Here is a 14,568-nt window from a genome sequence, read left to right on the forward strand (position 1 = left end):
TTGCTGTTGTCGCAGGCGGCGGTGCGCCGCCGGGAGATCGCCGTTCGTGCAGTGCTCGGGGCCACCCGGGCCCGGATCGTCCGACAGCTGCTGACGGAGAGTGCCATCCTCGCCATCGGCGGAACCGCCATCGGCGTGCTCGTGGCGCCGCCGATTCTCCGCGTCGTCAACACGATGATGCCGGCGCCGCTGGCCGGCCTCGCCCCTCCGGAGATTGACTGGCGGGTGCTGGGCTTCGCTGCCGCGCTGGCGCTCGTCACGAGCATCGGGTTCGGGCTCTGGCCGGCTCTCGGCTCCGCGCGCGCCGACCTGGGCGAGACGATGAAGGCGGGCGGGGGGCGGGGCGCGACCGTCGGCTCGGGACGGATGCGCCGAAGTCTGGTGGCGGCCGAATTGGCGCTGGCCGTCATGCTGCTCGTCGGGGCAGGACTGACGTTGCGCAGCTTCACGCGCCTCGTGTCCGTGAACAGCGGCATGAATACGTCGCGCGTGGGAACGCTTGAAATGACGTTCGGCTCGGAGGCCAACGACAACACGCGGCGACTGGCCGTCCTCGAAGCCGTCGTGGGGCGCCTCCGCTCGGAACCCGGAATCCAAGCGGCAGGAGTGGTCAACGATCTTCCGCTCCGCGGTGGGGGCGGTATCGGCCTCTCGTTCCACGCCGAAGGCACGCCGGCTTGGAAACCCGGGATGCCGATCGTCTTCGCGCGGTACCTCATCGCGTCGGGCGGCTACTTCAAGGCGCTGGGCATCCCCCTACTGCGCGGGCGTACGTTCGCCGAGAGCGACGATTCCCTGGCACCGAAGGTGGCGGTGATCGACCGGTTGATGGCCGACAGCATCTGGCCCGGGCAGAATGCGGTTGGCCGCCGATTCACCTTCGGCATCGACTCGCTTCATCCCGTTACGGTCATCGGTGTCGTCGGGGCCGTGCATGATTTCAGTCTCGCCGCAACGCCCTTGCTGCAGATGTACTTCCCGATCTCGCAGCAAGCGCCGCAGAACCTCGCGATCGTCGCCCGCGCGACGCTTCCGCCGGAGGCACTGCTCGCCCGGCTTCGCGACGCAGTGCATGCCGTGGATCCGGCGCAGGCCGTCTACCGCGTGCGCATGATGGACGACGTGGTCGGTGCGTCCGTGGCGCCGCAGCGCACGAATGCATTGTTGATCACGATGTTCGGCGCGTTGGCGCTCGTGTTGACGTCGCTCGGGGTCTATGCCGTCGTCGCGTATTCGGTTGCCCAGCGTCGGCGCGAACTCGGCATCCGGGCGGCGCTGGGCGCCACACGCCGCGACCTCACGGCGCTCGTGGCGCGGGAAATGTTCTGGGTGACGGTGCTCGGGCTCGGGGTGGGATTGGCGAGCGCGTGGGCGGCGGCCCGCGTCATGGCATCGTTGGTATTCGGGGTAGGCACGCACGACCCAGCCACGTATGTGGTAGCGCCGTTGGCGCTGCTCGTGCCCGCCGCCCTCGCGACGTTCATCCCAGCCCGCCGGGCGGCGCGCACGAATCCGATGGACACGATTCGGGAGGAGTAGTGGTGACGCGAGAATCGCGGCCGGAGAGCCTGCGGGTCAGAAGCCGTGGCCCCGTCGCCGGCGCGATATTCCTGGCGACCTTCGTCGCCGCGTGTCGAAGCGGGGCGCCGGCGCGGCCGGAACCCGTGGCGTCAGGGCGAGCCTACTGCTGGAGCGTGTTGCGGACTCACGAATCCGAAGACTCGGTCGCGAGCCGCTTTTCCCGCGCCGCGACTGGAGCTGGCTTTCGCCAACCCACGGTAACCAAGGTCGCAGACACGGTTCGCGTCGCGGCGGGTCCCCAGTTGCTCGATGGAGGCCAGTCGAATACGGCGTTCATGGCTGGGGTGAGCGCATATCCGGTTGGCGACAGCGTACGAGTGCGATTCGAGGCGGGATGGATAGTCCCGAAAGATGGATGGAGGACTGAACGGGACAGCCTTTCAGCCCGAGCCCAAGCGCTGTGGTTATGCGACGTCTTCGGGTCGGCCGCGAGATGACCGGTTCGAGGAGGGCGGGCCCTGCACTCGCCGCCCCCTCACCCGCGCGGCGATCGCGTCGATGCCGCGCAGTTCGCGCGCCGTGCGGCTCGCGTTCCAGCTTCGCCGGAAGGACGTGAACGACCGGTGCCCGTCGCGCTCCGCGAGGGCGGCCAACTCGGGCGCGCCGGCGCGCCGCAGCCGATCGCGCAGTAACTGCGCGTCGTGGTGTTCACCCAGACGATCCTGCAGCGTCTTGAGCCGCCGCACGGCGTGCGCCACCCGGCGGTCGGAGTCCAACGGCTCCAGCAGGTAGCGCAGGTGCTTGCCCTCGATGCGCGCCCGATGGGCGCCCGCCACATCGGCCGACGCCCGTGCGCGGGCGAGCGCCCGGGCCAGTCGGCGCCGGTGTTGCCGCAGCAGACTGGCGGTGAGGCCGTGCATGGTCAGTTCCTCGTCGCGATCCACCGAGCGGCGCACGTAGTACTGCTCCAACTGGCGCGACAGGCGCTCGGCCGCGGCCGGCAGACGCCGGGCCACGTACTTGGCCGCCGTCTGGGCCGTGCGCTGCTGCTCCACGGGGAGCGCGGCGAGCAGGCGCTGGTGATCGGGCTGGATCTCGGACGGCACGCCGGCAAGCGCGTGCAGCCAGGCCAGCGCCACCTCGTCGTCGCGCGCGTCGTTGGTGGCCCGCGCCAGCTTCGCGAAGGCGCGCCGCGACGTGCGCGTTACCGTGTCGTCGAGCGCCGGCCGATAGGCTCTGAGCCAGGTGCGGAGCCGCCGAAGCGCAACGCGCAGATCGTGCAACGCGTCCGGTTCACCCTGCCCGAGCCGTGCGAACGCGCGCAGGGCCACGTCGAGCCGCTGGCGCGCGATCACCCGCGCGGCACGCGCCGCCGGCTGCGCCAACAACTCGGAGGTCAACTGCGGCTCGGACATGCGACTACCTGATCTTCAATGAGAGGATCGCGGGGTCGCCTTTGGGATAGCGCAGTCTGAGATTGGCCAACGTCTTCGCGATCGTGTTGGCGATCAGCCAGTTCCGCACTTTGTTGACGTCGGCCGGCACCACGTACCACGGCGCCCACTTCGTGCTGCACCGCCGGAGCGCATCGCGATAGGCCGCCGTGTACGCCCCCCAACGCGCGCGGTCTTCGAGGTCGCCGGCGTTGAACTTCCAGTTCTTGGTCTCGTCGGTGAGGCGATCCCGAAGGCGGCGCTTCTGCTCCCGGCGGGACACGTGGAGGAAGAACTTGAGGATGACGACGCCGTTCTCGGTGAGCATGCGCTCGAAATCGTTGATCTGCCGGTAGCGCGCTTCCCATACGCGTTTCGGCACCAGACCGCGCACGCGTTCCACCAGCACGGCTTCGTAGTGCGAGCGGTTGAAGATGCCCATCATGCCGCGCGCCGGCACGCGGCCGTGCACGCGCCAGAGATAATCGTGGCGCTGCTCGAGGTCGGTGGGCTCCTTGAAACTCGTGACCTCGCAGCCCTGGGGATTGACGGCGGAGAACACGTGCCGGATCGTGCCATCCTTGCCGGCGGCATCGCGCCCCTGCAGCACGATCAGCAGCGCGTGGCGCGCGTCGGCGTAGAACACGCGCTGCAGTTTGGAAATGCGCGTCGTCTGCTCGCGGAGGTCGTCGTCGAGCGCGTCGCCGGTGGGCAGGCCCGCCGGAGGGGCCGCATCGCGGTCCGCGAGGCGGAGCGGCGTTCGAGCAGAGACGGGACGGAGCAGCATGGCAATCCTTGGCCGGCCTGGGACGGCCGGTTCTAGAACTCCCGCCGCTTCATCTCCTTGAAGAAATGGCGCCGGTCCTCGTCCTCGTCGCTCTCCGGGCCGCGCGTAGCATCGAGCGCTGCGTCGTAGGTCCGACGTTTGCCCTTGGGCGCCACGGATTTGGCGGCATTCTTCTTGGCCAGCGCCAGCAACTGCTTCTCGTCCATGTCCGATGTCCTCCTCGCCCGCGCGTCGGGCGGCCACGGGTCAGCGCCTCGGTCTGGCCGGCGCGCCGCCTCTCGCCAGGAAATCTAGCACGGCCCGCTCCGCAGCGGTTAGGCCGCCCCGAGAGCCCCGGCCTCGGCAACCGCCTCGGGCCGCGTGGCCCGCCATGCCACCGCCATCCCCACGAGCAGGAACAGCGCGGCGAGCAGGAACGGGGCGCCCGGCAGATGCCAGTGCCGCGCCGAACCGCCGATGAAGTAGGCGAAGGTCACCGTGAACAGGCCGGGGCCCAGCATGCCGGTGATGCCCGTGATGCTGCTGTTCGCACCCTGGAGCTGGCCCTGCTCCGATGGACTCACGCGGTGCGTCATGAGCCCCTGCACCGACGGGCCATAGAACCCCATGGTTGCCGACAGGACGATGCCCACCCAGAACACCCACGGCGTGCTGGCGAGGCCAAACAGCACCAGTCCCACCGCGCCACCGAACAGCCCCAGCATGAGCGACCGGCGCTCACCAAACCGGGCGACGACCGGGCGGACGAGGCCGCCCTGCACGATGGCCGTAGCCAGGCCGACGCCCGCCAGCGTGAGCCCGATGGTACGCTCGCCCCAGCCGTAGCGGAGCCCGACGTACAGCACGTACACGCTGGGCAGCACCTGGTGGGCCATGTAGTACAGGAAATTCACCGTGGCCAGTCCCAACAGTTCGCGATGCGACCGGAGCAGCTTCAGCGATCCGACGGGGCTGGCGCGGCGGAAGTTCAGCGGCCGGCGGCGTTCGGGCGGCAGCGACTCGGGAAGCACGAACAGGCCGTACATGGCGTTGAGCAGGGTCAGTCCGGCCGCCACGTAAAACGGCAGGCGGATGTTGGTCGCGCCCAGGACGCCGCCCATGGCTGGGCCGAGCACGAACCCCAGCCCCCAGGCCGCGCCGATAAGGCCGAACCCGTGGGCGCGCTTCTCGGGTGGGAGCACGTCCGCGATGTAGGCACCGGCCGGCGTGAAGCTCGCCCCCGCGATACCCGAGACGACCCTCCCCAGAAAGAGCCAGGCGAGCGACGGCGCCAACGCCATGACGAGGTAGTCGAAGCCGAGCGCGAAGTTCGAGATCAGGATCACGGGGCGGCGTCCGAACCGGTCGGAGAGCACGCCCATGACCGGCGAGAACACGAACTGCATGCCGGCCCACACGGTGCCGAACACGCCGAAGATCTCGGCGGCCCGGGCCGTGTTCCCGCCCATGAACTCCTTGATCAGTTCGGGGAGCACGGGCAGCATGACGCCCATGGCAAGGACGTCGAGCACGACCGTGATGAAGATGAAAGTGATGGCGGGGCGGCGGTTCGCGGTCACGGAATCGGGGTGAAAGCCGTTGCAAGATAGCACCCGATCCGCGCCTGGAAACCCGAACGGTCGGTGGCGCGTGCAGGGCCGAGCGCGATAACTTCCCCGTCCTTCACGCCATTACCACGCCGTCGCCCCGCCGCCCAGCCGCCCGCGCCATGCCCTTTCTCGACACGCCCGTTCTTCCACGCGGCTTTCGCTGCGCCAGTCGCAACATCGGGCTCAAGCCCACCGCCAAGGACCTCGCGTTGTTCGTGAGCGACGTGGACGCCGCTGCCGCCGCGATGTTCACGCGCAACCAGTTTCCCGGCGCGCCGATCGTGCTGGGCCGCGAGACGATCAGGGGCGGCGTGCTGCGGGCGATCGCCGTGAACAGCAAAGTGAGTAACGTGGCCACCGGCGCGCGCGGCGTGGAGAATGCCCGGCGCATGGCGGCCGCCGCCGCCGCCGAGATCGGGTGCGACCCCAATCTCGTGCTGGTGAGTTCCACCGGCGTCATCGGCGTTCCGCTTCCCATCGAGAAGATCGAGCAGGGGTTCCGCGGCATGTGCGGCGAACTGCAGAGCGATCCGATCGTCGGCGTCCACGGCATGATGACCACCGACACGTACCCCAAGGCCCTGTCGGCGCGCGTGGGGGACGCGACCATCACCTGGGTCGCCAAAGGCTCGGGCATGATCGAGCCGAACATGGCGACGATGCTGGCGTACATCTTCACCGACGCTGCCTTCGCGGCGCCGGCGCTCGACGCGATGCTGCGCGTGGCGGTGAACGTGTCGTTCAACATGCTGAGCGTGGACAGCGACACGAGCACCTCCGATACCTGCGCGCTGCTGGCCAACGGGGTCGCAGGACCGGTGGATCATACGGCGTTCATGCAGGCGCTCGCCGCCGGCTGCATCCGCATGACCGAGATGCTGGCCCGCGACGGCGAGGGCGCCAAGCACCTGCTCCGCGCCGTCGTGCGCGGCGCGGCCGACGAGGCCGACGCACGGCGCGTGGCCAAGTCGCTCGTCAATTCGCCGCTCATCAAGACCATGGTGTTCGGCGCCGATCCCAACGTGGGGCGCATCCTGATGGCGGTGGGCAAGTGCTTCGACTGCACCATCCGGCCCGACGCGACCGACGCATTCATCAACGGGCACGCCGTGGTGCGCGGAGGCGCGCGCGTGGATTTCGACGACGCGGAGGTACGCGCGGCCCTCGGCCACGAGATCGTGGACCTCGAGATCGCACTCGGCGTGGGCGACGCGAGCGCCACGGCGTACGGCTGCGACCTCACGCAGGGCTATATCGACGAGAATGCGGCGTATTACTCGAGTTGACGATCGCGGCGGATGAACGGTAGGAGAGTAGGACAGAGAACTGCCCAAGAAGACGCCGCCTACCACATCAGTGGTAAGCGGCGTCTTCATTGGCTTCTCCCGACATCTCGCTCCTGCCGTCCTACCGTCCCACCGTCCGGTCAATGAACGCTCCGACGTTGGCCTTGAACTTGGCCAGCGACGGCACGTGGACGTACACCATGTGCCCCGACTCGTATTCGGCTTCCGTGATCTGGGCGCGGACCTGCTTGGGCAGGCCCATGTGATCCATGGTCCACTCCGCGGCAAAGTACGGCGTGGCCAGATCGAACAGCCCGGCGTTGAGCAGCACGTGCGCCTTGGGGTTCATCATCAGTTCCTGCGCCAGGTCCGTGGCGACGTTCGTGTGGCCGGGCCAACCACGGCTGGCCCCGTGGGTCCAATCCCACGGATTCACGTTGCCGCTCGTGGCGTAGATCTTGTCGCGGCCGTAGTTCAGGTCATCGTGCATGTAGTTGTTGAACAGGGAGGCGTATGCCGAACTGATGTCCGCCGACTGCGGATCGTAGGGCGCGTCCTCGGCGAGCAGGTCGCCCGTCTCACCGGTGAAGCGGGCGTCCAGACGCCCCAGCACCTTGCCCTGCGAACGCAGCAGCTCCTTCTCGAACTGGCTGGCCGTCACCCGCAGGTCGGCCCTGTCCAGATAGTCGCGGCTGAGGCCGGTGTACTCGTGCAGCTTGTCGAGAATCTTCGCGCGGTCGGCCGCGGACAGGTTGTCGCCCTGCAAGAGCGCCGTCGCATAGTCGTGCGTGGCGAACTGCTCGACTTCCTTGAGGAACGGCCGCAGCTGCGCCGGCTTCGTGGGCAGCGCGTTGTGGTACCAGGCCACGGCGGCGTATGACGGCAGGTACAGGACGTACGGTTCGTCGTTGCCCGGATCGAACGTGATGGTCTGGAAGTCCAGCACGGACGAGAGCAGGATGACGCCGTTGAGATCGATGTTGCGCCGCTGCAGCAGCGCCGACAGCGCCGCCGAACGCGTGGTGCCATAGCTCTCGCCCATCAGGTAGCGCGGCGAGTTCCAGCGGTCGGTCTCGCTCAGGTAGCGGCTCACGAACTGGGCCAGCGAGTTGGCGTCCTGGTCCACCCCCCAGAAGTCCGAGCCCTTGCCCACGCCGATCGGCTTGCTGTACCCGGTGCCGACGGGATCGATGAACACGAGGTCGGCCTTGTCGAGCATGCTGTACTCGTTGTCGACCAACGTGTACGGCGGCGGCGATGCGTGCGCGGTGTCGGGAATGTCCACGCGCTTGGGGCCGAGCAGCCCCATGTGCACCCAGATCGACGACGAGCCCGGACCGCCGTTGTAGGCGAACATCAACGGCCGGTGCGACTCGTCGGTCACGCCGCGCTTGGTATACGCAATATAGTATATCTCGCCGGTCGGCTCGTCCTTGGCGTTCCGGATGATGACGCTGCCGACCGTCGCGTCGTAGTCGATCTTCTGGCCGCCGATCGTGGCCGAATGCTGGGTGGTGACGTGGACTTCCCGGGGCGCGGCCCCGGCGTGCACGGCGTCGGTATCGGGCGCTGGGGCGGCGGCGCGGGCGCCGCGCTGGGCGAAGGCAGTCGCCGGAATGGCCAGCGCCGCCAACAGAAGGGCTGCTCGTTTCATGATCATCGGTATCGAGTGAGAGTGAGGAATACGTCGGACCGCGAACAACGTAGCCCCGGCCGCCGGGGCCCGTCCACCGCTCGGCCTATTGATGCACCGCCATCATCGAGTCGCGCTTGGCCTTGAACTCCGTGCCCGCCTTCCACTGCGGGAACCCGGGCGCGTTGGCCACGACGTCGCCGACCCGGAAGAACACGCGCAGATCCTCGACGGCGCCCGACAGATCCCAATCCGGCTTCACCTCGTCGCTCACCTTGTGGTAATCGTTGGCCGTGTATTCGTCCCGCTTCTGCATCCCGTACCCGGCCGGCTTGCCGATGAAGTCGATGCCCGCATCGGGATCGAGCGCCGGCACACCTTCCTTGGCGAACGAGAAGTGATCCGAGCGATAGTAGAATCCCTTCTCGGGTTCCGGATCGGCCCGCACCAGGCGCCCGTCGGCCGCCAGCACGTCCCCGAGCACGTCGTCGAGCGTGGAGTTCCCGAGGCCGATCACCGTGACGTCCTTCGTGCGGCCCCACTGGTTGAGGCCGTCCATGTTGAGGTCGGCCGCCGTCTTGGAAAGTGGATACAGCGGGTGCGTGGCGTAGTACTCCGACCCGATGAGGCCCTTCTCCTCGCCGGTCACGGAGAGAAAGAGAATCGACCGGTCGGGCGGCGTGGCCAGCTTGGTGAAGGCCCGCGCGATCTCGATCAGCCCGGCCGACCCGCTCGCGTTGTCCAGCGCGCCATTGTAGATCTGGTCGCCCTTGAGGGCGGTGTCGCGGCCCAGATGGTCCCAATGCGCCGTGTACACCATGTATTCGTCCTTCTTCGACCCGCCCTCGAGCTTCGCCACCACGTTCTTCGACTCGATCGTGCGGACGTCCACCTTCACGTCCCACGTGGCCTTGGCCTTGAGCGTCACCGGCCGGAAGTCCTTGCGCGCCGCCGCCGCGTGCAGCGAGTCGAAGTTGAGTCCGGCGTCGCGGAACATCTCCCGGGCCTTGTCGGCCGTGATCCACCCTTCCACCGGCACACGCTGCTCAGCCGTGGGCGACGGGATGTCGAACTGCTCGGCGCTGAAGCTCCCCTTCACCACGGCGTACGGATAGCCGGCGGGCCCCGTCTCGTGGATGATGATCGCGGCCGCGGCTCCCTTGGTCGAGGCGATCTCGTACTTGTACGTCCACCGGCCGTAGTACGTCATCGCCTTGCCCTTGAACATCGTCGTGTCGAGCTGCGCCGTGTCGCCGGCAACCGTCACCGGCGGGTCGTTGACGAGCATCAGAATCGTCTTGCCCTTCACGTCGAGGCCCTTGTAGTCGTCCCAACCGTACTCGGGCGCCACCACGCCGTAGCCCACGAACACCACGTCCGAGTTGTCGACCTTGATCTCGGGGCGGTTGTGGCGCGAACTCGCCACGTAGTCGTCGGGATACTCGAGCGCCAGCGTCTTGCCGCCCGATACGATCTTCGCCGTCGGATGCGACGTGTAGCCGATCAGCTGCACCTTCTGGATCCACGTGCCATCGGGGTTTCCGGGCTTGAGCCCCAGCGCCTGGAATTCACGCTGCATGTACGCGGTGGCCTTCTGCTCCCCGGGAGTGCCGGGGGCGCGGCCTTCCATTGAATCGGCGGAGAGATCCTTGATGTGCTGCAGCAGAGAGTCGGCGTTGATCGCCTGGGCCGCCTGCATCACGGCCGGATCCTTGCCGGTCGCATCGACGGTGCCGGCGGAGGAGCACGCGCCGGCGAGCGCGGCGGCGATGGCGGCCGCGACGAATGAGGCAGAGACCTTGCGCACGAGAACGGGGGGTTGGGGGATCAGGCAGGGCGGCGCGTCGAACGCGCCACCGTGAATCTCCGGGTTCCCCATCGATGCGGCAAGGGCGCGCCGTTCAGGGCCAGGACTCCTCCTCGCGCGTCACGTGAATGCCCCGGCGTTCGAGCGGCGGAAACACCAAGTCGTAGGGAACGTCGAGCGGCGTGAGCAGGCCGCGCTTGGGCAGCGTCCCGTCGAGAATGAGGCGCGCGCCAAGCGCCAGCGTGAACCCCACCGTGCGCTGCATGGACGTGAAGCCGGTGGCGAAGTCGCGCCGGTCCACGAGGTCGTACACCACGCGCACTCCCGTGCCGGCGCGGATGCCGCGCACGTCCACGCGAACGAACGTGAGATCGGCCTCGTCGTCGGCGTACTGGAAGCGCGGCTGCGAAGCGAGCAACGCCGCCACGAAGTCCAGCGGCGCCACCTGCGCGCCCCCCACGGCCAGCGGGGCCTGCTCCAGAAAGCCGCACTTGGCCATCACGTCCCAGAACGCGCAGTGGCCCGGCAGGCGCCCCGTGTAGCGCGCCATCTCCCGCACCCGGCCGCGCAACCCGAACAGCTCCGCGTAGTGCACGGCATCGCCGTTGGGATAGCACTCGAGCGCGGCGCCAACGGCCGGCACGTCGAGCACGTGCACCCGATGGGGCTCGAACAGCGTGGCCGGATCGATGTCCACGGCGGCGCCCTCATGGATGATCCGCGCCGGCCGGCTGTACGAGCGCATCACGCCGATGGGCGACCACGAGAACTTGTAGTGCAGCGCATTGTCGCGCGCGCCGGGCCCGGGAATGCCGGCCCCATACGCATGGAATTCTCGCACCTCGTCCAGCTCGGCCAGCGCCCGAACGCCAAGCACGAGATCGAGCCCCGGATCGAGCCCGAACTCCGTGAGAATCGTCAGCCCGCGCGCCGCCGCGTCCCGCGCCAACGCGGCCAACGCGCGCTCGGCGGTGGCCAGGCGCCCGGCGTCGCGCTCCTGCGGATCGCGGTAGTACATGCTGCTCACCAAGCTCACGGCGGCGTCCACGGCCAGTCGGCCAACCGGAAGTGCGAACGGACCGGGGAGGGCCTCCACCACTACGTCGGCGTCTCGCATCAGCGCCACTACGGCCGCCGCGTCGCCCGCGTCCACGGGGCGCGTCGTCACCCGGGACGCCGGGTACCGGGCCACGTACTCGGCCAGGCCCGGCGCGCGGTCCGCAACCGTAACGCGCGTAGTCTCGTCGGCCGTGACGAGGTCGTGCAGCGCCGCCTTGCCCTGCGCGCCGAGTCCGAGCAGCAGCACGCGCCGCGTCATGGGGATCGCGGCTCGGACCGCGCGAGGATGCCCCGAGACGGCGCGAATCCCGCGCGCGCGTACAGCGTGCGGCTGCCCTCGGTGGGCCAGAGGATCACGGAATGCGCATGGACGGCGTGGCAGTGGGCGAGCGCCGCGTCGAGCAGGGCCTGCCCCACACCGCCGCGCGCCTCCGGCACCACATAGAGGTTGGAGAGGTAGGCGTGTGACTCCGGCTCCACCACCGGGTTGGGGATCTTCTCGATCAACTGCAGCCAGATGTTGCCCACGGTGACGCCGTCGCGTTCGGCCACCCATGCCTGCCAGCGGCCGTGCGGGCCGAGCGCGCCGCGCATCCAGGCCTCGCAGCGCACCAGGAACGCTTCGTGGGACGTGGCGGCCGGCGCGTCCGCGGTGCGGAAATCCCAGCGGAGTTCGGCCAGCCGCCGGGTATCGTGGACGGAGGCGGCGCGGATGCGCACGCCAGACGGTCGTGGGGAAGCCACCGGGAGGTCACCTGCGAGTCGAAAGTGAGTCCCGGTATTCTACGTCATGGCGGGCTAGCCGTCGCCCCCCGTGCCGCTCGTCTTGGACGCGACCCAGTTTAGATCCAGCCCCAGGGTTTGAACCAGGTGCGGGCCATGCGGAATTCCTCGCGGCTGGTGGACGGCGTGATCCGAATGGACTTTACAGTGCAAAGCATGTTCCGGCGGCGCAAGGACGACCGCGACCCGGTTGCCCAACTGCGGGCCGGGCGCGCATTGTTCAGGCGGTGCATCGCCTCCCCCAACATCCGCACAACTTTCCGTCGACGTCCATCGAGGACCATCATGCGACATCGTGCTGTACTCGTGGCGGCCCTGGCCGCCCTTGGCCCGGCCGCCCTCGCCGCCCAAGCACCCAAGACCGTCACGGCCGCCGACTACGCGCGCGCCGAGAAGTTCATGGGCTACTACACCAATGCGCTCGTCACCGGCGGCGGCGTCAGTCCGGCCTGGATGGCCGGGGACCGCTTCTGGTACCGCGCCTCGACGCCGCAGGGTACGGAATTCGTGCTGGTCGATCCGGCTCGCGGTACCAAGGTGCCGGCGTTCGACCACGCCAAGCTCGCGGCCGCGCTCTCGGCGACCACGGGACGGCCGTTCGACGCGAACCACCTGCCCTTCGCCCAGATCGACCTCTCCGCCGACGGCCGCATGGTGTCGTTCGACGCGGCGGGCCGCCACTACCGCTGCGACGTCGGCGGCGCGCAGTGCACCGATGAGGGAGCGGCTACGAACCGCGGACGCGGCTTCGGACGTGGAGGGCGCGGCGGGGGTGGCGGCGCGCCTGGCCAGCCGCCCGAATCGCTTTCCCCCGACGGCCAGCATGCCGTGTTCATCCGCGATTGGAACCTCTGGGTGCGCGACGTGGCCACGGGCGAGGTGCGGCAGCTGACGCACGACGGCGTCGAGAACTTCGGCTACGCCACCGACAACGCCGGCTGGACGAGCAGCGACCGGCCAATCGTGCTCTGGTCGCCCGATTCGAAGAAGGTGGCCACCTACCAGCAGGACCAGCGCAACGACGGCGACATGTATCTCGTCGAGACGCGGGTGGGTCATCCCGTGCTGAAGGCGTGGAAGTACCCGCTTCCCGGCGACAGCATCATCACGATGATCCAGCGGGTGATCATCGACGTCGACGCCGGCACCGTCGTGCGGCTCAAGATGCCGCCCGACCAGCACCGCACGTCGATCTGCGACGACATCTCGTGCAGCGGGGAGTTGACCGATGCCGAGTGGAGCCCCGACTCCAAGACCCTCGCGTTCCTCTCCACGTCGCGCGACCATCGCGACGAGCATCTGCGCGTGACCGACGCCGCCACCGGCGACGTGCGCGACATCATGGAAGAGAAAGTGCCCGACTTCTTCGAGTCGGGGTTCAACATGGTCAACTGGCACTACCTGCCCACGTCCAACGAGATCATCTGGTATTCGGAACGCACCAACTGGGGCCATCTGTACCTGTACGACCTGGCCACGGGCCATCTCAAGAACGCCATCACCAGCGGCGATTGGAAGGTGCTGCAGGTGCGGAACGTCGACCAACCGCACCGCACGATCTACTTCACCGCCGCGGGACGCGAGCGCGGCGACCCGTATTTCGAGTACTTCTATCGCGTGAACTTCGACGGCTCGGGGCTCGAGCTGCTCACGCCCGACAGCGCCAACCATACCATCCAGATGGCGCCCGACGGCCGGTACTTCGTGGACACGTACTCCACGCCGCAGACGCCGTCCGTGACGGTGCTGCGCAACGACGAGGGCCGCGTCATCACCACCCTCGACAAGCAGGACATCTCCAAGCTGCTCGCCACGGGGTGGAAGCCGCCGCGGTCGATCATCGTCAAGGCGCGGGACGGCAGGACGGACCTCTACGGCCTGATGTACACGCCCACCCACATGGTGCCCGGCCGCAAGTATCCGATCATCAATCACATCTATCCGGGCCCGCAGACGGGCAGCGTGGGCGGCCGCAGCTTCTCGGCGGCGCGCGGCGACGCGCAGGCGCTGGCCGAACTGGGGTTCGTGGTGGTCGAGATCGACGCCATGGGCACACCCATGCGCTCGCACTCGTTCCAGGCGGAGTACTACGGCAAGATGGGCACCGACGGCGGGCTCCCCGACCAGGTGACCGGCATGAAGCAGCTGGCGGCGCGCTATCCGTTCATCGATCTCGACAAGGCCGGGATCTACGGCCACTCGGGCGGCGGGCTCGCCACGGCCGATGCGATGTTCCGCTATCCCGACTTCTTCAAGGTGGGCGTCTCGGAATCGGGCAATCACGACCAGGCCGAATACGAGGACGACTGGGGCGAGAAGTGGCAGGGATTGGACGTGAAGCTCCCCGACGGCACGTGGAGCTACGATGCGCAGTCGAACGAGTCGGTGGCCAAGAATCTCAAGGGCCATCTCCTGCTGGCGCACGGCACGATGGACAACAACGTGCCACCGTACAACACGCTGCTCGTGGTGGATTCGCTGATCAAGTACAACAAGGACTTCGACCTGATCATGATCCCCAACAAGCCGCACGGCTACGGCGACGCGACGAACTACATGATGCGGCGCCGGTGGGACTACTTCGTCCGGTATCTCATGGGCGCGACGCCGCCGCACGAATATCTGATGAAGCCGCCGGCGAATCCGGGGTTCGGGCGGCGGGGAGGGTGA

At 68.3% G+C, this 14,568-nt stretch carries 11 protein-coding genes; 3 read left to right on the forward strand and 8 right to left on the reverse strand.

The window, feature by feature from the left end:
• A partial coding sequence (locus VNF92_12780) for an FtsX-like permease family protein (GenBank protein ID HVA58749.1) occupies window positions 1-1,539 on the forward strand: 1,539 nt, incomplete at its 5' end.
• Window positions 1,540-1,985: 446 nt separating this feature from the next.
• On the opposite strand, the gene VNF92_12785 is transcribed toward VNF92_12780, so the two are convergent.
• From VNF92_12785 to VNF92_12800, 4 genes are all read right to left on the reverse strand, one after another.
• Window positions 1,986-2,936, reverse strand: coding sequence for a CHAD domain-containing protein (locus VNF92_12785; protein HVA58750.1), 951 nt, complete (start codon window positions 2,934-2,936; stop codon window positions 1,986-1,988).
• Window positions 2,937-2,940: 4 nt separating this feature from the next.
• Window positions 2,941-3,741 carry a PPK2 family polyphosphate kinase gene (locus VNF92_12790; GenBank protein HVA58751.1) on the reverse strand — a complete coding sequence of 267 codons (801 nt, stop codon included), beginning with the start codon at window positions 3,739-3,741 and terminating at the stop codon, window positions 2,941-2,943.
• A gap of 32 nt (window positions 3,742-3,773) precedes the next feature.
• Window positions 3,774-3,947, reverse strand: a complete 174-nt coding sequence (locus tag VNF92_12795; protein HVA58752.1) for a hypothetical protein — start codon at window positions 3,945-3,947, stop codon at window positions 3,774-3,776.
• Window positions 3,948-4,055: 108 nt separating this feature from the next.
• Window positions 4,056-5,300: a TCR/Tet family MFS transporter gene (locus VNF92_12800; protein ID HVA58753.1), complete on the reverse strand. Its 1,245-nt coding sequence runs from the start codon at window positions 5,298-5,300 to the stop codon at window positions 4,056-4,058.
• Between the two features lie 149 nt (window positions 5,301-5,449).
• On the opposite strand from VNF92_12800, the gene argJ reads away from it, so the two are divergent.
• Window positions 5,450-6,616 (forward strand): bifunctional glutamate N-acetyltransferase/amino-acid acetyltransferase ArgJ, encoded by a 1,167-nt coding sequence (gene argJ / locus VNF92_12805; GenBank protein HVA58754.1) that lies wholly within the window; start codon window positions 5,450-5,452, stop codon window positions 6,614-6,616.
• A gap of 121 nt (window positions 6,617-6,737) precedes the next feature.
• Here the strand turns inward: argJ and VNF92_12810 are convergent, their stop codons facing one another.
• The 4 genes from VNF92_12810 to VNF92_12825 form a co-directional block, all read right to left on the reverse strand.
• Window positions 6,738-8,270 carry a hypothetical protein gene (locus VNF92_12810; protein ID HVA58755.1) on the reverse strand — a complete coding sequence of 511 codons (1,533 nt, stop codon included), beginning with the start codon at window positions 8,268-8,270 and terminating at the stop codon, window positions 6,738-6,740.
• An 85-nt stretch (window positions 8,271-8,355) separates the two neighbouring features.
• Window positions 8,356-10,056, reverse strand: a complete 1,701-nt coding sequence (locus VNF92_12815; GenBank protein HVA58756.1) for a M28 family metallopeptidase — start codon at window positions 10,054-10,056, stop codon at window positions 8,356-8,358.
• A gap of 94 nt (window positions 10,057-10,150) precedes the next feature.
• Window positions 10,151-11,374: a saccharopine dehydrogenase C-terminal domain-containing protein gene (locus VNF92_12820; GenBank protein ID HVA58757.1), complete on the reverse strand. Its 1,224-nt coding sequence runs from the start codon at window positions 11,372-11,374 to the stop codon at window positions 10,151-10,153.
• Window positions 11,371-11,835 (reverse strand): GNAT family N-acetyltransferase, encoded by a 465-nt coding sequence (locus tag VNF92_12825; protein ID HVA58758.1) that lies wholly within the window; start codon window positions 11,833-11,835, stop codon window positions 11,371-11,373. The genes VNF92_12820 and VNF92_12825 overlap by 4 nt, the downstream gene beginning before the upstream one ends.
• Before the next feature lie 348 nt (window positions 11,836-12,183).
• On the opposite strand from VNF92_12825, the gene VNF92_12830 reads away from it, so the two are divergent.
• Complete coding sequence (locus VNF92_12830; GenBank protein HVA58759.1) at window positions 12,184-14,568, forward strand: DPP IV N-terminal domain-containing protein; 2,385 nt, start codon at window positions 12,184-12,186, stop codon at window positions 14,566-14,568.

The organism is Gemmatimonadaceae bacterium (assembly GCA_035533015.1).
Taxonomy (GTDB): domain Bacteria; phylum Gemmatimonadota; class Gemmatimonadetes; order Gemmatimonadales; family Gemmatimonadaceae; genus JAGWRI01.